The sequence below is a fragment of the Leptolyngbya sp. 'hensonii' genome, from assembly GCF_001939115.1.
Classification (GTDB): domain Bacteria; phylum Cyanobacteriota; class Cyanobacteriia.
Genome location: NZ_MQTZ01000019.1, coordinates 13,298 through 35,938, shown reverse-complemented (window position 1 = coordinate 35,938; position 22,641 = coordinate 13,298). Strand labels below are relative to the sequence as shown.

General features: G+C 53.2%; 19 protein-coding genes and 1 tRNA gene. 17 read left to right on the top strand and 3 right to left on the bottom strand.

What is annotated here, in order from left to right:
- Positions 1 to 65: 65 nt before the first annotated feature.
- Entirely contained in the window at positions 66 to 968 is a 903-nt protein-coding gene (locus tag BST81_RS07045; protein ID WP_083636711.1) for a tetratricopeptide repeat protein, read from the bottom strand.
- A gap of 415 nt (positions 969 to 1,383) precedes the next feature.
- Between BST81_RS07045 and BST81_RS07040 the strand changes: the two genes are divergently transcribed.
- From BST81_RS07040 to BST81_RS06995, 10 genes are all read left to right on the top strand, one after another.
- Positions 1,384 to 3,474: an elongation factor G gene (locus BST81_RS07040; protein WP_075597836.1), complete on the top strand. Its 2,091-nt coding sequence runs from the start codon at positions 1,384 to 1,386 to the stop codon at positions 3,472 to 3,474.
- A 137-nt stretch (positions 3,475 to 3,611) separates the two neighbouring features.
- On the top strand, positions 3,612 to 4,301 hold the full coding sequence (locus tag BST81_RS07035) for an HAD family phosphatase (protein WP_075597835.1): 690 nt from the start codon (positions 3,612 to 3,614) through the stop codon (positions 4,299 to 4,301).
- A 187-nt stretch (positions 4,302 to 4,488) separates the two neighbouring features.
- Positions 4,489 to 5,298 (top strand): pentapeptide repeat-containing protein, encoded by an 810-nt coding sequence (locus tag BST81_RS07030; RefSeq protein WP_075597834.1) that lies wholly within the window; start codon positions 4,489 to 4,491, stop codon positions 5,296 to 5,298.
- Between the two features lie 235 nt (positions 5,299 to 5,533).
- A complete protein-coding gene (locus tag BST81_RS07025) occupies positions 5,534 to 5,989 on the top strand; it encodes a transcriptional repressor (protein ID WP_075597833.1) in 456 nt (151 codons plus the stop codon).
- A 95-nt stretch (positions 5,990 to 6,084) separates the two neighbouring features.
- Positions 6,085 to 6,158: transfer RNA gene (locus tag BST81_RS07020), tRNA-Asp, on the top strand.
- 147 nt (positions 6,159 to 6,305) lie between these two features.
- Positions 6,306 to 7,121: a hypothetical protein gene (locus BST81_RS07015; RefSeq protein ID WP_075597832.1), complete on the top strand. Its 816-nt coding sequence runs from the start codon at positions 6,306 to 6,308 to the stop codon at positions 7,119 to 7,121.
- 61 nt (positions 7,122 to 7,182) lie between these two features.
- Positions 7,183 to 9,324, top strand: a complete 2,142-nt coding sequence (locus tag BST81_RS07010; protein WP_075597989.1) for an AAA family ATPase — start codon at positions 7,183 to 7,185, stop codon at positions 9,322 to 9,324.
- Between the two features lie 134 nt (positions 9,325 to 9,458).
- On the top strand, positions 9,459 to 11,528 hold the full coding sequence (locus tag BST81_RS07005; RefSeq protein WP_083636709.1) for a DNA translocase FtsK: 2,070 nt from the start codon (positions 9,459 to 9,461) through the stop codon (positions 11,526 to 11,528).
- Entirely contained in the window at positions 11,525 to 11,800 is a 276-nt protein-coding gene (locus BST81_RS07000; RefSeq protein ID WP_253188128.1) for a hypothetical protein, read from the top strand. Before BST81_RS07005 ends, BST81_RS07000 begins: the two co-directional genes overlap by 4 nt.
- A complete protein-coding gene (locus BST81_RS06995; protein ID WP_075597830.1) occupies positions 11,755 to 12,318 on the top strand; it encodes a Uma2 family endonuclease in 564 nt (187 codons plus the stop codon). Before BST81_RS07000 ends, BST81_RS06995 begins: the two co-directional genes overlap by 46 nt.
- Before the next feature lie 85 nt (positions 12,319 to 12,403).
- Here BST81_RS06995 and BST81_RS06990 read toward each other — a convergent pair whose 3' ends face one another.
- Positions 12,404 to 13,918: a UbiD family decarboxylase gene (locus tag BST81_RS06990; protein ID WP_075597829.1), complete on the bottom strand. Its 1,515-nt coding sequence runs from the start codon at positions 13,916 to 13,918 to the stop codon at positions 12,404 to 12,406.
- 243 nt (positions 13,919 to 14,161) lie between these two features.
- On the opposite strand from BST81_RS06990, the gene BST81_RS06985 reads away from it, so the two are divergent.
- Entirely contained in the window at positions 14,162 to 14,857 is a 696-nt protein-coding gene (locus tag BST81_RS06985) for a MotA/TolQ/ExbB proton channel family protein (protein WP_075597828.1), read from the top strand.
- Positions 14,858 to 14,861: 4 nt separating this feature from the next.
- Positions 14,862 to 16,214 carry a hypothetical protein gene (locus BST81_RS06980; protein WP_075597827.1) on the top strand — a complete coding sequence of 451 codons (1,353 nt, stop codon included), beginning with the start codon at positions 14,862 to 14,864 and terminating at the stop codon, positions 16,212 to 16,214.
- Positions 16,215 to 16,697: 483 nt separating this feature from the next.
- Here BST81_RS06980 and BST81_RS06975 read toward each other — a convergent pair whose 3' ends face one another.
- The gene (locus BST81_RS06975) at positions 16,698 to 17,426 is read right to left on the bottom strand and encodes a DUF4333 domain-containing protein (protein WP_171974689.1); all 729 of its coding nucleotides are present in this window, start codon (positions 17,424 to 17,426) and stop codon (positions 16,698 to 16,700) included.
- Between the two features lie 137 nt (positions 17,427 to 17,563).
- Here BST81_RS06975 and BST81_RS06970 point away from each other — a divergent pair, with 137 nt between their 5' ends.
- From BST81_RS06970 to pstA, 5 genes are all read left to right on the top strand, one after another.
- The gene (locus BST81_RS06970; RefSeq protein ID WP_075597825.1) at positions 17,564 to 18,643 is read left to right on the top strand and encodes a PstS family phosphate ABC transporter substrate-binding protein; all 1,080 of its coding nucleotides are present in this window, start codon (positions 17,564 to 17,566) and stop codon (positions 18,641 to 18,643) included.
- 105 nt (positions 18,644 to 18,748) lie between these two features.
- Positions 18,749 to 19,162 carry a biopolymer transporter ExbD gene (locus tag BST81_RS06965; protein WP_075597824.1) on the top strand — a complete coding sequence of 138 codons (414 nt, stop codon included), beginning with the start codon at positions 18,749 to 18,751 and terminating at the stop codon, positions 19,160 to 19,162.
- A 178-nt stretch (positions 19,163 to 19,340) separates the two neighbouring features.
- Positions 19,341 to 20,372 (top strand): PstS family phosphate ABC transporter substrate-binding protein, encoded by a 1,032-nt coding sequence (locus BST81_RS06960; protein WP_253188125.1) that lies wholly within the window; start codon positions 19,341 to 19,343, stop codon positions 20,370 to 20,372.
- Between the two features lie 248 nt (positions 20,373 to 20,620).
- Positions 20,621 to 21,613, top strand: a complete 993-nt coding sequence (pstC, locus tag BST81_RS06955; protein WP_083636708.1) for a phosphate ABC transporter permease subunit PstC — start codon at positions 20,621 to 20,623, stop codon at positions 21,611 to 21,613.
- Positions 21,614 to 21,674: 61 nt separating this feature from the next.
- Positions 21,675 to 22,622 carry a phosphate ABC transporter permease PstA gene (pstA, locus tag BST81_RS06950; protein ID WP_253188123.1) on the top strand — a complete coding sequence of 316 codons (948 nt, stop codon included), beginning with the start codon at positions 21,675 to 21,677 and terminating at the stop codon, positions 22,620 to 22,622.
- Positions 22,623 to 22,641: the final 19 nt, after the last annotated feature.

Here is a 22,641-nt window from a genome sequence, read left to right as displayed (position 1 = left end):
CGGAACTAATCGGGAGGATGGTCGAACCCACGGCTGCAACATGGCCTTGGCAAAAAAGAACAGGACTATTGGGGCAAATTGCCCTGGCTCTTAGCCAGACGAAGCTGCTGATCAGCCCTGGCTGCCCATTCAGGGTTTCCCTGGGCTGTGTACAGGTCTTTGGCATACTGCAACACCTGGGAGGCATCGTTAAATCGCCGTTGATTAATAAAAACTAGACCAGCCCCATAGTAAGCATTGGCATAGTTAGAATTGGCCTCTGCAGCTTGCCGGAAAGCGCCCAGCGCCCCATCCAAATCACCGCGTTCAAAAAGGATAGATCCCAAACTATATTGGGCTTCGGGATATTTGGGGTTAATCTGAACGGCCTGCCGAAACGCCTCCAAAGCCTGATTAATTTTTCCCTGGCGCTGATAAATTACGCCGATATGATAGATAGGTTCTGGCGCATTGGTGAGCAGGGTTCTGGCCTTCTGATAATTCGTCAGAGCCTGATCTAACTTTCCTTGTTGCTCCTGCACCAACCCCAGATTGTAGTAGGCCAATCCCAGATTTGGATCAAGCTCAACAGCCCGTTGCAGATAGCCACTGGCCTGGTCGGGATTATTCCCTTCTAACAAAGCAGCTCCCAAATTGGCATAGGCCAGAGCAAACTTAGCATCGGCCTGGATCGCCTGGTAAAAGGCATTTGCCGCTGGCTGTAACTGCCCCTGCTGCCTCAAGGTGAGACCCAAATTGTAATAGGCTGCAGCCATTTTAGGATTGAGCTGGGCGGCTCGCTGAAAGGCTGTGGAAGCCTCCGCCAGCTTACCCTGCCGAATCAATTCTAGGCCCTGCTGGAAGGCTGTTTCAGCCCCCTGAATATCCTGGGCGATCAGCAAGGGAACGGCCTGCACCGAATAGCAGGTCACTCCGGCGATCGGCAGGGCCATAGCCAGACAAGTTGCCCGAGCAAACAGGTTGAGCATTCCCATCCACCTCAAACAATGCCGATTCATAAATCCAGAGAATTGCGTATCGGACACAGCCTTCTACACCTGAAATCTTGTAAGAATTTTCGTGCCCCATATTAACAAACGTATCAAAGGATTGAAAATGCAATTTTATTTCTTAATGACTGGATGAAGCATGACGTTTTCTTCTTAAAGTTTATTTAAGTTTTTCTTAAAATAACCTGTGATTTCGATAACCCCTTCCGTCCAGATCGATAATTGGCGTTATAGATTTCTGTGACTGTTTCATGCTGATTCCCGTGGTCACTGTGCAATCCTCCATCAAAGCACAGGGCTGCGTCTTGTCAGGGTTGAATCCAACCCACCCAGGCATGAAATAGGGGCACAGCAGTTTTGTCGTTTCAATAATTTTTATGGGGGTGAGCGACCTATGAACGAAAAAGTAGTTTCAGGCTCGCGCAACGTCGCAATTGTCGGTCCCTATCTCAGTGGTAAGACCAGTCTATTAGAGAGCCTCTTATCGGTCACAGGAGCGGTTTCCCGGAAAGGGAACGTGCAGGATAGAAACACAGTGGGGGATAGTGCCACAGAGGCCCGCGATCGTCAAATGAGTGTTGAAGTAAATGCCGCCAGTACTGAGTATGGCGGCATTCGTTTTAATTTCCTGGATTGCCCTGGGTCGATCGAGTTTGCCCAGGAAACCTACAATGCTCTGATCGGCGTTGATGCAGCCATTGTTGTCTGTGAGCCCAGCCCCGATCGAGTCCTGACCCTGGCTCCCCTGTTTAAGTTTCTGGATGATTGGAAAATTCCCCATTTGCTTTTCATCAACAAAATGGATCGGGCCTGCAGCGGCGAAGCCTGTCATGCCCCGGCCTTCATGGATGTTCTCCATGCAGTTAAGCTAGTTTCCAGTCGGCCCCTGGTTCCCCATCAATATCCCATCAGTCGCGGCGAAGAACTGGTCGGGTTTATTGACCTGGTGAGTGAGCAAGCTTACCAATATCATCCAGGTGCTGCGGCAGACCCGGTCCCCCTGCCCGAATCCCTCCAGGCGGAAGAACAGGCTGCCCGCTCAGAGATGCTGGAAGTCCTGGCAGACTTTGATGATCACTTGCTAGAAGAATTGTTAGAAGAAATTAACCCTCCAGAAGAAGAAATTTTGCAGGATCTGAAGATGGATCTGGGGGCCGATTTAATTGTGCCGGTATTTTTGGGTGTCGCCAGTCAGGATTATGGAGTCCGACCTCTGCTCCAGGCCCTGCTGCGGGAAGCCCCAGAACCAGAAACCACCGCTGAGCAACGAGGCATTACGTTGAATACCCCTGTGCCGTTGGCCCAGGTGCTGAAGACCTATTGTTCTCCCCAGGCTGGTAAGCTCTCCCTGGTGAGAATCTGGCAGGGAAGCTTGACCGATGGCATGAGTTTCAATGGCGTTCGGGCTGGTGGCCTCTATCGCATGATGGGTCAACAACTCCAGTCTCTGACCATCGCTCAGGCAGGTGACATCATTGCCATCAGCCGTCTGGATGGGGTGAAGACAGGGGACACCCTCTCTGCCGATACAGCCATGACCCTGGCCTCTGAACTGCCCCGTGCTGGACAACTGGAACCGGTGTTTGCCCTGGCGATCGCCCCTGAAAAGCGGAACGATGAAGTGAAGATCAGTGGCGCTCTGGTCAAGCTTTTGGAAGAGGACCCTGCCCTGGCCTGGGAACAACATGGGGACACCCACGAAGTCATTCTCTGGGGGCAAGGGGATATTCATCTGCAAGTGGCTCTGGACCGACTGCGACGGAAATATAATCTGCCCATGACCACCCATTTACCGCAGGTTCCCTACAAGGAAACCATTCGCCGTGCCACCTCCTCCCACGGACGTTACAAGCATCAAACCGGTGGACATGGTCAGTTTGGGGATGTCTATCTGGATATTCGACCGGTCGATCGGGGAGCAGGCTTTCGCTTCAACGAAACGATCGTGGGGGGGGTGGTCCCCAGGCAGTATATCCCCGGTGTAGAAATGGGGGTGCGGGAATCCCTGCACCACGGTCCCCTGGGTTTCCCAGTCGTGGATGTGGCCGTGACCCTGACCAATGGTTCCTATCACTCGGTTGACAGCTCGGAGCAAGCGTTCAAACAGGCGGCTCGGATTGCCATGCAGGAGGGGATGCGTCAGTGTGAGCCCACTCTGCTGGAACCGATTCTGGCGATCGAAATCTCCGTACCGACGGACTATACCTCCAAAATCCTGCGCCTGGTCAGTGGCCGACGGGGTCAGGTGCTGGGTTATGAGGCCAAGGCAGGCTGGGCTGGGTGGGACCGGGTGCTGGCCCAAATTCCCCAGGCTGAAATGCAAGACATGATTGTGGAGCTGCGATCGTTGACCCTGGGGGTTGGGTCCTTCCACTGGGAGTTTGATCATTTACAAGAAGTTCCAGAGAAGCTGACTGAACGGATTCTGATGACCAATGGGAATGGGAATGGGAATGGGAATGGGAAAGCGAAGAATGGCGGTTAGCCTGGTGGCGGCTGGGTAGGGGCATCACCGCAGAGGCGCTGCAATCCCTGAGATTGGCGCTTCTGGGGTCTATGTTGGGTTCGAAATCTTGCGTTACACAGCAGTAGACTGATAGGCGATGGTTACAGGAGAACCCAATGCTGCAGGCTCTGCTTTTTGACCTGGATGGGACGCTGGCGGATACGGACCCAATTCATTTCCGCACCTGGCAGGATCTGATGCGAGGGTATGGGCTGGAGATCGATCGTCCGTTCTATAAGGCCCGTTTCAGTGGTCGCTTGAATGCTCAAATTACAGCCGATCTGCTGCCTCAGCTTTCAGAGGCACAGCGGTTAGCCCTGAGTGCCGATAAAGAAGCAGAGTTTCGACGCCGGGCTACTGGGGAACTGCAGCCCCTAGCTGGGGTTGCAGAAGTTTTGCGGTGGGCAGAGTCGCAATGCTTGAAAACGGCTGTGGTGACGAATGCTCCTGTGGAGAATGCAGCGTTTATGTTGGGTGTGCTGGGGCTAGCCGATCGCTTCGATACGATCGTTCTGGCTGAGGAATTGGAACGGGGCAAACCAGATCCTCTCCCCTATCAGGTAGCGCTGCAACGTCTGAATCTAGAGCCCCAGGCAGCGATAGCCTTTGAAGACTCTCCAACTGGGGTGCGATCGGCAATCGGGGCAGGTCTCCGCACCGTAGGTCTGGCTACAACTCATCCCCCTGAGGATCTGTATGCTCTAGGGGTGGTTCTGGCTGTACAAGACTTTACGGCTCCCGATTTGCGGCAACTGTTGCAGTCTTCCTGCCCCATCACCCGTTTTTCTGAACCGCGATCGGCCTGAACGGAAACAAGAGGCTGCTACCTCCCCAGTTGCTGGATTCTGTTCAGCAGCTCTCGTATTTCGGAATATGAAGCAGGGCATCTGGTTTCCTGCCCTGTAACGTTACGCTTAAGGGATGGGCAATATAGACTGAGAACCACTTGGATTTTCACCTGGTTTTCCACAGCATGGTTGAGGCTCATTAACGATGAATGCAGAGGAACTGCTGGAGCGGTACACATCAGGAGAGAGAGACTTCCATGATGCTAATCTGGCGAGAGTCTGTCTGGATCAGGTCAGTTTGTGTGGCGTCAACCTGTGCGGGGCCAATCTCGCCGAGGTCAGTTTGCGGGGGGCAAATCTGGGTGGGGCAAACCTGAGTCAGGCAAACCTGGGGGCTGCCCATCTGGATGGGGCTAACTTAATTGGGGCCAACTTAAGTGAGGCTGGATTTAGGGGAGCCAGTTTAAGTGAGGCGAACCTGCGGGGCACAAAAGTCATCCACGTCAATTTGAGTGAGACCAATCTGAGTGGGGCCGATCTGAGTGGATTGGATTTACATGAGGTGAATCTCAGTCGAGCCAAGCTGGTCGAAACTTCCCTGCATAAATCAAGCCTGGCCGGGGCCAATCTCACCCTGGCTAACCTGAGTCGCGCCCTTTTAGAACAGGCTAACCTCACCAATGCCATCCTGACCGGGGCCATCCTGGAAGGGGCCAAACTGGTGGGAGTCGATTTGTGCAAAGCAGACTTAAGCGGCGTGAATCTGCGCTGGGCTGCCCTCAGTCAGGCCAATTTGCGGGGGGCAAATCTGAGCTGGGCGAATCTGCGGGGGGCGGACTTGAGTGGAGCCAATCTCTACCGGGCTAACTTAAGCTGGGCCAACCTGACGGATGTTCTGCTCAAACAAGCTATTTTAATGGATACCAACCTGCGTCGGGCCACGATCGTGGACACAGAACTGCAGGATGTCAACCTGAGTGGCACGATCATGCCCGATGGCACTGTCCATACCTAGTGGTCAGTCAGTTTTAATGGACGGGTCGTTAAAATCCAGGCCAGTGCTTGGGGTTAACCTTTGCGGGTCTTCGAGCCGTCAAAATTTTCCTGGCCGAACAATGGGTCATCCAAGGCTCAATCAGCAAAACCTCAGGGATACCATAGAGCATTCTCAATAAGCAGTCTTTCTTGCAAATCATGTCAGGATTGTGTATTCTTTCTCAATAAGCAGTTCTTTGCTGAGAAAGCTATCCATGGCACCCTACACTGCAACATCGCTGAAAGCAGAATTGAACGATCGAGGCTGGCGCTTGACTCCCCAACGGGAAACCATTCTGCAAGTCTTTCAAAATCTGCCGGAAGGGAATCACCTGAGCGCAGAGGATCTTTACAATCTCTTGCAGGAAGAAGGGGAGCAAATCAGTTTATCCACCATCTATCGCACCTTGAAGCTGATGGCGCGGATGGGTATCTTGCGGGAACTGGAACTGGCTGAGGGGCATAAGCACTACGAGCTGAATCAACCCTATCCCCATCACCATCACCATCTCATCTGTGTCCGATGCAATAAGACGATCGAATTCAAAAGTGACTCTATTCTGAAGGTGGGCAGCAAAACAGCCCAGAAGGAGGGGTACCACCTGCTGGATTGCCAGCTCACCATTCACGCAGTTTGCCCAACCTGCCAACGGGCATTGTTACCGCTTTAGCAATATGCGCTCCTGGTTCTGAGATCTCAAGAAGATTTCCCTGATCCCATTGCATATTTCTTCAAAGCTTGTTAAATTAGATTTCGCGCTCAAATGGGACTGTAGTTCAATTGGTTAGAGCACCGCCCTGTCACGGCGGAAGTTGCGGGTTCGAGCCCCGTCAGTCCCGTTCTCTTCGATCCAGCCTTCATCAGAATAAAACTGCACTTCTTGACCGGTTACTCCCAAGTTTCGGGTGCCAGGGTATCAATCAGGACAGTTTTGCCTGCAGGGGTTGCGGTGTAAGCTAGGCACAAATGCTTCAACTCAGTGATCTATGAACGCCAGCGAACTCAAATTTGTGCTCAGGCTGCTGAAATATCAGGATTACCGGGCTCCTTTTAGCAAGATTGATTTGAACGAAAAGATCAGAATTTGCAAAGAGCTGACGGAGCGAGGATTGGTCCGTTACTCCCGGAAAATTGGGCAATTCAAAATTGAACCGGCAGGGAAGGGAATGCTGAAACAGGATATGACTGGCCTGCCCTTAACTGAGCATCAAAGGGCAATTCTGAAAGCCTGTGAAGCCAAGTCGATCGTTCCCAGTGAGATTCCCGGGAAAAAGTTTTCTGCTGAGGAACGGCAGAACACCATCCAAGATCTGGAGACCCGGGGACTGATTAAGGTCGAGAAGTTCCAGATCACCGAAGTCTGGCTCACAGATCAGGGGATTGAATTTCTTCGGGATGAATTTCACCCCACAGGCAGCGCCACCATCAGTCTAAATTTATTGGGTAACTACCTGCTATTCCTCCGTCAACTGGAGCGGCGGACAACTTCAGCAGCAGCTCTGCCCAATCCCCTTGACGTCGATCGACCCACCGATGCCGACATTCTGCAGATGATTCGTGACCTCGATCGAGCGGCTGGGACCGATAATTACTTACCCATTTTTCATCTCCGGCGTAAATTAGAAGCAGTTTTATCCAGAGATGAGCTCGATCAGGTGCTTTACCGATTGCAGCGTCAGGATCAGTTGGAGATCAGTGCCTTGGTAGAATCGGTTCACTACACTTTAGAAGAAATTCAGGCCGGTATCCCCCAAGATTGTGGGGGTCCCCTCTTTTTTCTGGTGGTCAACGAGGCGTCCTGAGGTAGATCCCACCGATAACCATACCCCTGGCTGGAGCCTGAACCTATGTGGAGAGATGCCTGTGGCCACGATCGAGGAAATTATTCAACGTGCCGCTAATCCTTTTGATCCGGTAACCTTCAAAACCGGTAACTTCTGGCAGGAAGAAAATCAGGCTGCCACAGCCACGGTTGCATCCATTCATCAAGGGGTGATTGACGCCATCACCCAGTTTCTTCTGCAGGTGGCCCAGGACCACCGGACCCGCACTATCTTGCTGGCCGGAGACCCGGGAACGGGCAAAAGCTACGTCCTGAAGCGGTTAAAGCAGCAGCTCAATGACAAAGCCTTTTTTGTCTACCTGCCACCCTTTATAGACAATGACCACCTCTGGCGTCATACCCTGCGTCAGACCGTGGACAGTCTGATGCAGAAGCCAGAAGGGCAACAGGAATCCCAACTTCTCCTCTGGCTCAAGAGCCTCTCTGTTTTCGAGAATCCCGGTTTATTTCAGAAGCTCCTGGGTCAGCGGACTGCCTTTATCAATAGCCTGAAACAGGCGTATCCTACCGGAATTTATCAAGCGAAAGAATTTTTTGGGGTGCTCTATAACCTCACAGTTGCCGATCGCTATTTCAGTGCCTGTAACTGGCTGCGGGGCGATGATTTAGATGAAGAAGAGCTCCGAGATCTGGCGTTGAAGCAGTCCGTGGATAGTGAAGCGGCGGCTCAGGGATTGCTGGCGAATCTGGGTAAGATCTCCACCTCTACCTATCCCATTGTGCTGTGCTTTGATCAAATTGAAAGCAAACTGCTACCCGATGGTTCTGCCGATATCCAACCCGTTTTTAACATCAACACCACATTTCACAATGAGGGCTTCAAGAATTTTCTGATTCTTATCAGTCTGGTGACCAATACCTGGAAGCAGAATGGCCATCGGATTCAACAATCCGATCGAGATCGGGTTGAGAAAGCGATCGTCCTCAAACCCATTACCCTAGACCAGGCAGCAGCACTCTGGGAAAGTCGCCTTCTCCCGCTTCACCAGCAGGCTGAACCCAGACCCGAATCTACCCTCTATCCCCTGAATCGCAGCATCCTGGAACAAAAGTATGCAGGCGGGAAAACCACACCCCGACTAGCCCTGACCCTGGGGGAAGAATTGTTCCGCAGCCACAAACTCCTGGGACAAGCCCTGTTCACTAGTCCAGTTGGCCCAGCCGATCTCCCCCCCCAGAACACCCCGCCTGCTGCTGCAACAGCCCCACCCGTTTCCACACCGAGCCGGTCCAGACTCACGACAGGACAGACCCCATCTGCCTCACGTCGGGCCAAAACCCAGACCGAGAGAGCCACAGGGCTGCCCCCAGTGGACGAGATCGCGGCTTTCAAGTTGCTCTGGGAGCAGGAATTGAGAAAAACAGAACAAAAAGTGGTGCGGATCGCCCAATTTTCGTCTCCGGAATTGATTTCCATGCTCTCTCGGACCCTAGCAGCCTTCCAGGTGAAAGAAATTCGGCCCAAGTTATTGTCCAGCAAAATTTACGCCAGCTATTCCTGTTCCTACCGGGATAAAAAACGGCAGCAAAAAGTGGGGCTGGTTTGGGCGGAAACCTCTAATATGAAAAGTTTCTTCCACATGATGGATGACTGCCGTAAGGAGACCGAGAAAGGGGTCTGTCAAGCCCTTTATTTGATTCGAGCCGAGAAGACGGGCAAAGCCCCTAATCAAGGGCATAAACTCTACCAAAAGCTGTTCGTGGACACCCCCCGGAATCAGCATATTCAGCCGGATCTGGAATCAGTCCATCACCTAGCCACCTACGATCGCCTGGTGAATGCAGTTCATGCCGAAGAATTAGTAGTGGCGGGGCAAACTCTGACGATCGGGGATCTGGAAGCTCTGATCCGGCAATCTGGGGTGATGCAAGGGTGCTGTCTGCTCCAGGATTTGGGCATCATCCCGGCGGTCTCAGTGTCTACCGCTAAAACCCTCGATCGGGAGAAAGCGTTTCTGCTGAATTTTGTCAAAACCCATCATCTCATTGCCCGGAAAGTGGTGGTGCAAAACCTGTTTAGCCTGTTTCCGAAATTAAAGGATGACCAGATCCAGACCCTGATTCAGGATCTTTGCCAGGAACACCAAATTGATATCCTGGATGAGACAGCCCCTCTGGAAGAACAGATTATTTGTCTGGTCCCAGTCAAGCCGTCAGGCTAGGGCATCTGCATGACCGATCTCGGCCCTGCGGGCCACTCCGCCCAGGAGGGGATAAGGGATTTCATCCTCCCACGAGATCGGTATAACCGGTCGAGAAGGTTGACTGCACCCTCACTCTCCTAAAACCCGCCACTGTGAAGAGACAGCTCCTGTCTCCCCAGCCTGTGAATCAAACAGCCCCATCCGAAAATCCACCGTTGAGTGTCACCAAAGTTCGGGTGGCGTTTGAGTGTGCCCGCTTATTCTATCTGGCCCACCATTTTGGTGGGATGACCGTGTTTTTGCCAGATGCTGAGACGTTGGGCATCGGTCATGCCTTCCATGACCTTTCCGATCGATTCATCCAGACCGCTCTGCAAGAGCCCCAGTTTCAGCAGTTTCTGGAACCTTCACCAGCAGAACTGGAGGAAGACGCGATCGCCATCCAAATGCGGGAGCTGTTTTACAATCAGGTGTTTTTTCCCTATCTGCGATCGGCTATCCAGACAGACCCCAGCAAAGCCCCAGCCCTGCAACATCTCTGGCAGGGCCTGACCAGCCTGATTCAGCGCTGGGTAGAACTACTGGTGAGCAATCGCCGCTTTTGTACCGCAACGGAAGTGCTCCAGAAGACCTTTCTGGGGCAGGAACTCCAGGTGCAGCATTGCTTCCCCTTGCCGAATGGGGGGCAACAGCTCGTCAGAGGTCGCTTTGATAGCCTCGTCTATGACTTCGATCGCCATCGCCTCTGCATTGTGGAATATAAAACTTACCAGTCCCCCGATCCATCGGCGCAACTGGTGCAGGTGGCCCTCTACAGCACGATGTTGCGCGAAAAGGTGGGCGTTCCGATCGATTCAGCCGTCTACAGCGTTCTCCCGGATTGGAAGGAATTAACCTTTACCTGGGATGAACTGGAGCAGACCCTGCATCAGATGCTACCGCACAAGTTGCAACAGATGGGCCATTGGATGAGTTGGCAACCAGGACAGCCCGATCCACCTCCCGCTACAGCCCAACCGGAACTGTGTCAGATCTGTCCCCAACGGACTCGCTGCCAGACCTTCTTTGTACCAGGGGAGGCCACCCCAGGTCGCAGCCGGAAAACCACAGCCCCCAAGCAACAGCCAAAACCATCGCCACCGAATGTGGAGACCACAGCCCAGGCATTGGTCAACACTCTGCGGGCCTTCGGCATTGGCGTAACCTACCACGGTGCGGCGATCGGGCCTGCCTTCATCCGGGTAAAATTGAAGCCCAATCCTGGTGTTAAGGTCAATGCCATCCTGAAGTTATCGGATGATCTGCGGGTGCAGTTGGGGATTGCCCAGCCCCCTCTGATTGCGCCCCAGGCCGGGTATGTAAGTATCGATTTACCCCGTCCCGATCGGCAGACGGCCCATTTTGACGACTACCTGGAGTCTCAAAGCCTGTCCCCGACCGCCCCCACCCAAATTGCGATCGGGGTCAATCTGGAGGGGCAACTGGTTCAGGCGGATCTGTCCGATCCAAATACCTGCCATTTTCTCATCGGCGGCACCACGGGCAGTGGGAAGAGCGAGTTTCTGCGATCGCTGCTGCTCAGCTTGCTGATCAGTCAGCCCCCCGACCAGCTCAAAATTGCGCTGGTCGATCCGAAGCGGGTCACCTTTCCAGAGTTTGAACGCATTCCCTGGCTGTATCAACCGATCGTGAAGGAGGGGGAGGCGGCGATCGATCTGATGGAATCCCTGACGGTAGAAATGGCATCCCGGTACCGCAAATTTGAGCAACATCGCTGTTCGGACCTGAGCAGCTATAACCAGCAGCAACCGGAGCGCCTGCTGCCCCGCATCGTCTGCATCTTTGATGAGTATGCCGATTTCATGGCCGAGAAAGAAATGAAAGCAGCACTGGAGCTGAGCATCAAACGATTAGGGGCGATGGCACGGGCTGCCGGAATTCACCTGATCATTGCCACACAACGCCCAGAGGCGACGATCGTGACTCCGATCATTCGGTCCAATCTACCTGGTAGAGTTGCCCTCCGAACTGCCAGTGAAGCAGATTCCATGATTATCTTGGGGGGCAAGCAGACGGAAGCAGCCCATTTACTGGGCAAAGGGGATCTGCTGTTTCAGGCTGGAGCAGAATTGTTGCGGTTACAAAGTCTGTTTGCCACCAGCATTCCCCCTCTCAGAGGACCGGATCATGGGTACGATCGGGAACAATACCGATTTCAATGATCAGAGATATTGCACCGAAAGCGGAATTACAGCCCGTTGGGGAGCAGCCTGTTGCCCTGCAGGGCCTATCCTGGGAAGCGTATCTCCAAATTCTGCATGCGCTGCCTCAAGCCCGTGGTGCTCGCCTGACCTACGATGATGGGCTGTTAGAAATTACGATGCCGCTAGAAACCCATGAATTTTGCAGGAGCTACAATACATCCATTCCACTTCTATCCCCACGGTTATGGTTCAAACTCCTGCCAAACCAATCACCCTGGATGAATTCCTGAAGCTACCAGAAACCAAACCCGCCAGCGAATTCATCGACGGTGAAATTATCCAGAAACCCATACCTCAGGGAAAACACAGCACAGTCCAGCTTGACCTTGGGGCTGCAATCAACCTTGTACTCAAGCCCCAGCACATCGCTCGCGCCTACACAGAACTGCGCTGCACCTTTGGAGATCGCTCCGTTGTCCCTGATATCAGCGTCTTCACCTGGGAGCGGATTCCCCGCGAGCCGAATGGCGAAGTATCCAATACCTTTGCCATCGCCCCAGATTGGACGATCGAAATCCTCTTTCCTGAGCAAAACCAGACTAAAGTCATCCGCAACATTCTTCACTGTCTGGCTCACGGCACCCAAATGGGATGGTTGGTTGATCCAGAAGAAAAGCTGATCTTTGTCTATTCTGCGGATAGTCACATTGCCGTTTTTGAAGCCCCAGAGCATCGCCTTCCAGTTCCCGCCTTTGCTGAACCCTTTGGGCTGACGATCGAGCAACTATTCAGTTGGCTTGAGGCATAACCGTGTCGGCCAAGTTCCTGGACAGTCTGGGCGGTAAGCTGGCTGTGCAGGGCCAGCTCTGGCAGAAATTTGACCGCACCTGCCTTCAGAATTTACCCACTTCATAGCCAAACAGATTGGGATCAACCTCTCCCAGGTTGAGATCGGCCAGTCCATACTCAGCCCAGCGCCGATCGACCAGCGCTGCCACCGCCGGGTCCGATTCCAGCACCTCGCCCCAGGGATGATCGGTTTCCGGAGGCATCTTGGTGGTGGCATCAATCCCCATCCGCCCCCCTAGGCCAATTTTTTCACTGGCAAAATCCAGGGTATCAAAGGGAGTTTCCGGCAGGATAAACACATCCCGTACCGGATCGACCTTGGAACTAATCGCCCAGACCACCTGTCGGGGATCGCGAATATTGATGGTCTTGTCCACCACAATCACGAATTTTGTATAGGTGAACTGGGGCAGGGCGCTCCAGAAAGCCAGGGCAGCCCGCCGCGCCTGACCGGGATAGGCTTTGTCGATCGCAATAATGGCCGCTTTATAACTGAGGGCTTCCATCGGCAGGAAGAAATCCGTAATCTCCGGCACCTGCTGTCGCAAGATGGGGGTATAGATGCGGTTAAGGGCGATCGCCATCATCGCCTCTTCCTTAGGGGGACGACCACTGAAGGTGGTCAGGTAGATCGGATCTTTGCGGTGGGTCATACAGTGGAAGCGAATCAGGGGCGAGTCTTCTACCCCACCGTAGTAGCCCATGTGATCACCAAAGGGTCCATCCGGCAAAACCTCACCGGGGGTAATGGTGCCCTCCAGGATAATTTCCGCATCCGCTGGCACATCCAGATCCAGGGTCTTGCAACGGGCCAGGTTCACCCCCGACCCCCCGTACAGACCGGCAAACAGCCATTCCGACAGATCAACGGGGATGGGCGTAGCCGCTGCCATAATGATCAGAGGATCCACGCCCAGGGCGATCGCCACCTCCAACTTCTGCCCTCGCTCGGCGGCTTTGCGCAGGTGCCTGGCCCCGCCCCGCACGGAAAGCCAGTGGACTGTCATGGTTTTGGCCGACTGGAGCTGGAGTCGATAAACGCCCACGTTGGGAATTCCGGTTTCACAGTCTTTCGTGATCACCAGGCCGAGGGTAATGATCTTCCCTGCATCACCGGAGTAGGGACGGATCATGGGGATCTGATTCAGATCCAGGTTCTCTTCCCGCATCACAACCTGCTGACAGGCGGGCAGGAGATCGCGCCCTGGTTTCGCTTTGAGCACATCAAACAGGACTTTGCCAAATTCGATCGCCTGGGCCAGCTTTTTAGGCGGCTTGGGTTGTTGCAACAGGCTCAGCTTTCGCCCCAGCACCTCCAGATCCTCAGGCTGCTCCATATTCATCGCCCAACAGATCCGCTCTACCGTGCCCATCACATTCACGGCCACAGGATAGGCTGCCCCCTTAACCTGCTCAAAGAGCAGGGCGGGTCCCCCCTGTTGCAACATCCGATTGCAAATTTCAGCAATCTCTAAATCGGGATCTACGGGCACGGTGATCCGACGCAACTGCTTTCGTTGCTCCAGAAGTTTGAGAAATCCACGCAGGTCTCTGGCCATAGTTGAAGAAATGTAAACCCTGTTCTATTATCGGTTGAAGCGACGAAAAACAGCGGTAAGAGATTTTGGGGCAAGTCAATGTCGCCCCGACGACTTAAAAATTCACCCCTACTCGCTACTGTAGAGAAGCATCAGAAAGTATGGCGTTAACGTTCCCTTAACGAATCCCCTGGGGCAGTTCAGGTATTCTGATAGCGGAGGAGCCTGCCGGAAGAATTCAGAAAAAGCGGTTGCTGAGATCTAATGTCTAGAATTTATGACCTGGTACGAGAAGGTGGCCCAGTAATGATACCGCTGGTCGGTCTGTCTATTGCTTCCATTGCCACAGCATTAGAGCGCACCTGGTTCTGGTTCCAGCTCCTCAGTCAGGAACAGCAAATTGTCCATGATGTGCTGGAAGCAGCCCGTCATGACCTGAACAAGGCCGTCGCGATCTCAGAACGGGCTCAATCCCTAGCCATCGGTCGGTTCCTCCTGGCTCCGCTAAAATTGAAGCAACCCACCCCCGACACCTTCCGCCTTGCCCTGGAAACAGCAGCCGATAAAGAATTTGTCCAGATGCGCAAGGGCGACAAGTTTCTGGAAACCGTCGTGGGGATTGCCCCCCTTCTCGGTCTGCTGGGAACTGTGACCGGCCTGATCCGAACCTTCAACAACCTCAATATTGGCGGTGGCGGCACCTCAGAAGGAGCAACCAAAGCTGCCGCTGGAATTGGGGAAGCCCTGATCGCAACGGCAGCAGGCATGGTGGTGGCGATCATCGCCCTAGCGATCTTCCGGGTCATGGTTACTCTGCAGGCGAGGCAGATAGACTACTTCTCGGAAGTCGGCAATGAATTGGAACTGATTTACCGTCAGGTCTGGTACGAGCCCACCTTCCACAACAATTCCCATCCCACTAAACCCGAAAAGCCCCCTTTGCCGATCGACGGTTACTGAAACTATGACCTCATCATCCTATCCGCTGAACAATACCTCCAGTCCGATCGGTCTGCTCCGTCCTATCCTGCTGCTCTCGATCGCCCTGCATGGCATCTTTTTGTTTGTTCCTACGGCCAAAGAGGGGAAGAAAGTGGACCTCTCCTTGCAGAAGGAGGAGGAAATCAAGGTCACCCAACTTCCTGCTGCCCCTCGGACACCGATCTCCCTCGCCCCAAGCGCACCTGGGACCCCTGGCCCTGGTAGCACCAAGCTGCCCACCAAGCCCCTCAATGTGGGCTCCTTAAGCACTGTGTTGCCGAATGTCAAATCGGCCAACAGTAAGGCAACCACAACCCGCAGTACGGCGACCTCGGCAACAACCGCCAGTCAACCCTCAACTCCAAGCTCAACTGCAAAAGCCAGTTCTCCGCCACCAGCCGCAACCGCCAGCCAAACTGTGGCTACGACAACATCGCCGGTTAAGCCTGCGACTCCCATCCAGTCTGCTCCTCAACCCCAGTCTTCCACCCCAACAACAACATTCAAGTCGGGGCAGTCGATTCTGAATCCCAATCCCAAAATCGTGGCCGAATTCAATCAAACCCTGAAACAACTGCGGTCTGATTTCCCCAACTATCCCACTGCACGATTGGGATGTGCCGGTCTACCTTCTTGCTACAGGGTTCAGGCCGATATCGCCAGAATTGCGGATTATCTAACCAAAGGGCTGGCTTCTAAGGATTTTGAGGTCACACCGGAAACCGATGAACCGAATCAGAAAGTTTACAAGGTTTCCAGGGAAGGGAAGGAACACACCCTGACCATTCTGAGCGATGGCACCTACACCGTTTACATGCTGGCAGACGCAGCCCGTTCCTTTGAAGATATCCAGGCAGCCCAAGCGCAGTTCTCTGAATACACCACCCTCTTGAATCAGCTGACCTCCAATCCTGAGGCAACTGCAGAACCAGTGGATGAGCTAGCCGCCAGACCGGATGATTTTGCCAAGCCCGAACTGTTCTACAAGAGTGTTAAATCCAGTGAGGTTGCAGAAACCCCCAACCCGCAAGGATTGCCGGAATTGAATTCTACCACCGATGGCAATATCAGGCTGGTCAGAACCCAGACCCCGGATCAGGTGTTTAGCAGCCTGAAAACAGCCTTGCAAACCGCTGGTTTCGAGATTGAGCCGATGAAAGCCAGGTATGGGAATGGTGCACTTTATCAGGTGAGTAAAGACAATTTTCGGCTTTATCTGAATCTGGTTCCAACCAAGGATGAACAGGGGACGATCGTGGTCACCTGGTATGCATCACCGGCTCATGGTATGGCCATTCGCAACGAAAACTATTTCGTCATCAGCAATCGGCTGTAAAAGGAGGCGTTGCTGAATAGAAGTATGATTTTCGTGCTTGAGCCTTCCTTATGCAGCCCTCTCCCTAGCCCTCTCCCAAAGGAGAGGGAACAAGAGTTTTAGCTCCCTTCTCCTGCGGGAGAAGGGTTGGGGATGAGGGTAATTCATATTTGCATTCAGCAAAGCCTAAAAGGATACCTTGAGAGAGGGATCCATGCAGTAGGGAAAGCTATGGGCCGCAAACCCAAGACTCTCAATCCAGGTGAGACCTACACCTTTAGCAAGTATTTTGAACTGCCGTTTGATATTAGGGATATCCTGGCTGACCTAGATTGCAGGGCCGATCGGGCAGGCTCCCTCGATCGCCTGCCCGATTTGCATGAGCAAATTCAAGACGGTATCCGATATGTGGGCATCACCAGCAAACAAGCCGGTCGGGAATTTTTGATTGCACCTGTGATTCGATATGTGTGCCGTCAGACTCAGATTAAGCTTGCCCCACCACTAGTCGTTCGTCACATCCGGCAGCTCATTCCCAGGATTGACAATATTTTCGGTGGTCGGGGAAGCGGTTGCGCTAGGGGATGCCGTGGGCGAGCCACCCGATGGACTCGCCGTTGCAGCAGTACCTGAGGGGCTGGATTGGGCAGCATTTTTATCTCCCGTTTTCCCCCCAGCTTTCTGATCCCCGCCCACCTGTTTGCCCAGTTCCGGTGCTTTCGCCACAGGAATTTCAATCACTTCATTCCAGTTGACATTCCCTTCGGGATCCAGCTTGACCAGAATGACACCCGGTTTACCCTGCTTCATCATCGTGCATTCAAAGGAATCACCCGGCTTGTTCAGACGATAAGGGGTCGTCCCACATTTAACATCAACGTCGGTTCCAGCCTGGGTTTTGAGTGCTTCTTTAAACTGGGATTCCAGCCCCTTCAGGTTCAAAATCACCTTCGTGTTCAGCACTTCCCAGTCCACATTTCCCCGGTTATCTTTCAACTTGACCCGAATCGGAAAGCTCTTGGTCACATCAATTTCTGCCCGACAATCAAACGACTCTCCTGATTTCGGATTCACCTCTTCAGGGCATTTGACTGTTTTGACGGTAACCCCACCCTGTTTATTGAGATCTTCTTTAATTTTTTCCGCAATTTTGTTTGGCTCGATCGTTCCGCAGGCCATTAACACAAACCCTAACCAGGCTGGCAGTAGTAGCAGAATCGATCGTGGCAACATTACAGTAGACCTCAGCATGGTTTTGGAATGAGAAGGATCAAATTCACCTTTTTTATTATCAATGAACCCGTCCTTCCCGATCTCAGAATCAACCAAAAAAGGCATGATTGGAGAAAGTGATCTAACCTGGCATTGTCATGGCTTCCAAAAATGAAACCCCCATTCTGATTCTCTCTTTGCTGATCACCCTGGGCATGGCAGGCGGAGGGTTGTGGTGGTTCTCGAAGAACAATTCCAATTTCCTGCCCAAGCTCAATTCAGGCTCTCAAAACACCAGTTCCCCCAGCGCCTCCCCTGGAACTGGAAATCCACCCAGCAATGCCCCAACGTCAGCAGGCAATAGCTTTGTGGATGTGAAGTCTGTCCCCAACGGTGTGTTTAATTATGGCGGCAGCACCACCTGGGCTCCGATTCGACGAGATGTGGACCCCCTGATTCAGACCACTTTGCCTGGATTTAAGCTGCGTTATACCGATGCCGTCAATGCCACGCCCGGTTCCGGCACTGGCATCCGGATGCTGCTGGATGATCAACTGGCCTTCTCCCAATCTTCCCGCCCGATTAAGAATCAGGAATACCAGCAGGCTCAACAGCGAGGGTACCGCCTGCGACAGGTTCCAGTAGCCATTGAGGGACTCGCGATCGCCGTTCATCCCAGCCTGTCCATTCCAGGACTGACCCTGACCCAAGTTCGGGACATCTATACCGGCAAAACCACAAACTGGCAACAGGTGGGTGGGCCTGACTTACCCATCACCCCCTACTCCCGTCGGGCCAGTGATGGGGGCACCGTGGAGTTCTTTATCGAGAATCTACTGACCGGGCAACCCCTGGGCCGCAATGTCACCTATGTCTACAGCACAACCCAGGCTCTCCGATCGCTGGCCAAGAATCCAGGTGGAATTTACTATGCCTCGGCTCCAGAGGTCGTTCCCCAATGCCAGGTCAAACCGCTCCCGATCGCCCGCCAGGGTCAGACTTTTATCGCTCCCTACACCTCACCGCTGGTGCCTGCGAGCAACTGCCCTGGGCAACGGAACCAACTGAACGGAGACGCCTTCAAAAGTGGGAGTTACCCGATCACTCGCCAGATGTTTGTCATCATCAAGCAGAATGGCAGCATAGAACAGCAGGCTGGGGAAGCCTATGCCAATTTGCTCCTGACCGATCAGGGTCAGGACTTAATCACCCGGGCCGGATTCGTTCGCATCCGATAATCACGATTGCTGTTCCCTGGTTAACCCATGGCAGGGGAACGCATACGTTATGCTAAAGGCTAAGCAAAGAAAGATTTCTATTTTACAGTCTATCCATCATCCCCTATGCGCTCCCGAAACAGGCACCACAGCAGTTCCATGCCGGAAGTCAACCTCGTCCCCATGATGGACGTGATCATGACGATCTTGACTTTTTTCATCCTGGTGTCCATGACCCTGACCGGGCAGCGGGCAATTAATGTCACCCTACCCAGTGCCACTGCCGGGGTGAGCGAGGTCAAAGAACCAGAACCTTTGATCATTGGCTTAAGTACCCAAAACCAGACCCTGATCGACAATAAGCCCGTTGCGGAAGGGGAATTGGGCCAGCGCATCCAGGCTTATCTGGCTAAAAATCCTACCGGGGCTGTCATCCTCAAGGCAGATAAGAAAGTGCCCTATGAGGAAGTAGCCAAGCTGCTTGGGATCATGCGAGATATGGGTGGAGAAAGGGTTTCCTTGGCGATCGACGAGCAATAGTCGGCACTTTAACCATTCATTAACACCTCCTTAAGCGTCTCTTGGTTTGACAATTTGCCCCGTACTGAAACAATACACATGGATGAAACCCTCCCAGCTTCGTTGCATTGAAGCCGTGTTCATCTGAAGCAGTTGTGTTGTGTTTTCAGATATTTCTAGCATTACGGAGCAAGCCATTATGATGGGCGTAAAAAATTTGAAGTCCAATCGCCTTGCGCTGCTGGGTGCGATCGCAGCAGTTTCTGGAACTGTAATCGGTCTGGCAGTGCCTGCCGTTCAATCTCAAAGTCCTGCCACAGTCAAGATTGATGGGTCTAGCACTGTCTTCCCGGTCACCGAGGCAGTTGCTGAAGAGTTTCAGAAAGCTAAAGGCGGAGCTGTGAAGGTCACGGTCGGTATCTCCGGAACCGGCGGTGGGTTCAAGAAGTTCTGCACTGGCGAAACCGATATTTCCAACGCATCCCGCCCCATTCTCAGAAAAGAAATTGATGTCTGTGCTGCCAACGGCATCAAGTACATTGAAATTCCGGTTGCCTATGATGCCCTGACCGTTGTAGTTAACACGAAGAATAACTGGGCTGATAAGCTGACGGTGGCTGAACTGAAGAAGATGTGGGAGCCCGGTGCTGAAGGCAAAATTACCAACTGGAGCCAGATTCGCTCTGGCTTTCCCGATGCACCCCTGAAGCTATTTGGACCTGGCCCTGACTCCGGCACTTTCGATTACTTCACGGAAGCGATCGTCGGCAAATCCAAATCCAGCCGCAAAGATTTCACCCCCAGCGAAGATGACAACGTGCTGGTACAGGGTGTCGGTCGGGACAAGAATGCCCTGGGCTACTTTGGTTTGGCCTACTACGAAAACAATAAGAAGCGCCTGAAAGGGGTTGCGATCGATAGTGGCAAAGGCCCCGTCTATCCCGCTCGCAAGAACGTGGACAATGGCACCTACTATCCCCTGTCCCGGCCCCTGTTCATCTACGTCAAGGCCTCTTCTATCAGCAAGCCTGAAGTTAAGGCATTTGTGGAATACTACCTGACCAGTGCTGGCAAGCTAGTCCCTCAGGTGGGCTACGTTGGCTTCAAGCCCAATGAGTACGAGATGGCGATGGACCGGTTCAAAGATGCTAAGACCGGTTCCATCTTCGGTGGTAAAGAGCAGATTGGTTTAACGGCTAAGGATCTGCTGACCCGTCAACTCGTTGACTAAATCGGATTCTGAGGCTCTCTGACCCATTTCAGGCTTCGCTCCCATCCGGGGCAAAGCCCTCACCGGGTTAAGAGAGAACCCCTCAAAAACCGCAGTTGAACCAGGGAACAGGTTGCAACCTGTTCCCTGTTGAGTTCTGGTTTTGATCAGGGTTAAAATCATCTCTTTATCCTTACCTTCAGCCCAGAAACTGAAGGTAACTCCTGTCCCTCGGTACCTGGTGCTCGTACCGAACCTGCTTGCTAATCATGTCTGATCCCTCATCTTTACCGATTCAAGAACCCCTAGCCGATTCTGTCCCCTCCCGGAAACGACTGTTCCGGGAGGTGCGGGAGCGGTTCATTGAGGTGATCTTGCTCCTGGCTGCCTTCTCTGCTGTCGCCACCACAGTAGCGGTGATGCTCGTCCTGATAACCGAGTCAGCCCATTTTTTTGAGCAGGTTCCCATCCTGACGTTCCTGACGGGAACCAAATGGACACCTCTGTTTGAAGATCCGGAGTATGGGATTTTACCCCTCGTCTCAGGAACGCTGGTCACCACAGCCGTTGCCCTCTCTGTTGCCGTTCCTTTCGGGACGATCGCCGCCCTCTACCTGAGCGAATTTTGCCCTCCCTGGCTGCGGGAAATTACGAAGCCTTGCCTGGAATTGCTGTCTGGGATTCCCACGGTCGTTTATGGCTACTTTGCCCTCCTGGCGGTAACGCCCATGTTGCAATACCTGTATGCCTTTGTGGGAGAACCCCTGCACCGCTGGAGCCCTGGGATCTTTCCGGAAGAATTGGGCGGTTTCAATATGCTGAGTGCGGGCCTGGTCATGGGGATCATGATTCTACCCTTTGTGAGTTCTGTCAGTGAGGATGCCATGCGGGCTGTGCCCGTAGGGCTGCGGGAGGGTTCCTATGCCATGGGGGCGACTCGCTTTCAAACCGCCTGGAGTGTGGTCTTCCCGGCAGCATTTTCTGGCATCTCCGCCGCTTACATCCTGGGCATTTCTCGGGCTGTGGGAGAAACCATGATTGTGGCCGTTGCAGCAGGGCTACAACCCAATCTCACCTGGAACCCCACCGATTCTGCTGCCACGATCACAGCCTATATTGTGCAAGTTAGCCTGGGCGATATTCCCCATGGCACATTGGAGTACCAGACCATCTTCGCGGCTGGACTAATGCTGGTCATGATGACCCTGGTCTTCAACATCGCCGGACATTTCTTGAGTAAACGATACCGAGAAGTTTACTAATTTGCATCCAACGCCCATTCGGAAAGCAGTTGTCGCCCCCCTATTGAACTCCATATCAGCTTTGGACACCATTCAAACCTCCATTTTTCGTCGCAGAATCATCAGCAACCTGTTTGCCGGTTTCGGCTTCCTGATTATTCTGTTTTCCCTGGCCACGCTTCTGATGCTCGTGGCCTATCTGCTTTATCAGGGTTATCCCCGATTAATCAACGCTGAAAGTGGTTTCTCGTTCAATTGGAAGTTCTTCACGTCCTTTCCCAGTCGCTTTCCAGAAGAAGCAGGAATTTATGCAGCCTGGGTGGGTTCAGCACTGATTATGCTGGTCACCTCTGCCTTTGCCATTCCAATGGGGGTGGCCGCTGGGATTTATCTGGAGGAATATGCCCGCAAAAACTGGTTGGCCGATCTGATTGAAATCAATGTAACCAATCTGGCTGGTGTACCCTCCATTATCTACGGACTCCTGGCTCTGGGCCTGTTTGCACGGCAGTTCCATCTGGGGCAAAGTATTATCACGGCTGGATTAACCCTGGGCCTGCTGATTCTACCTGTGGTGATTGTGACCACCCGGGAATCTCTCAGGGCTGTGCCCGACAGTCTGCGGGAAGCTGCCTATGCTCTGGGAGCCAGTCGCTGGCAGATGATCTGGGATCACATCCTGCCCTATTCTATTGGCGGCATTCTGACGGGGGTGATTATTGGTCTATCTCGGGCGATCGGGGAAACAGCCCCCTTGATTACGATCGGAGCCCTGACCTTCATTGCCTTCCTGCCCCCCACCCCCCTGAAGGTAGACCCCACTTTTCCCTTCTTCCAGGTCTCTTTTGAATGGCTGATGGCTCCCTTTACCGTAATGCCAATTCAAATGTTTAACTGGGTCTCCCGGCCTCAACCAGAGTTCCAGATCAATGCCGCAGCCGCAGGGGCTGTGCTGGTCTTTATGACCCTGAGTATGAATACGATCGCAATTCTCTTACGTTACTTCCTGAGAAGGGGCATTAAATGGTAGAACAAGCGACCACATCATC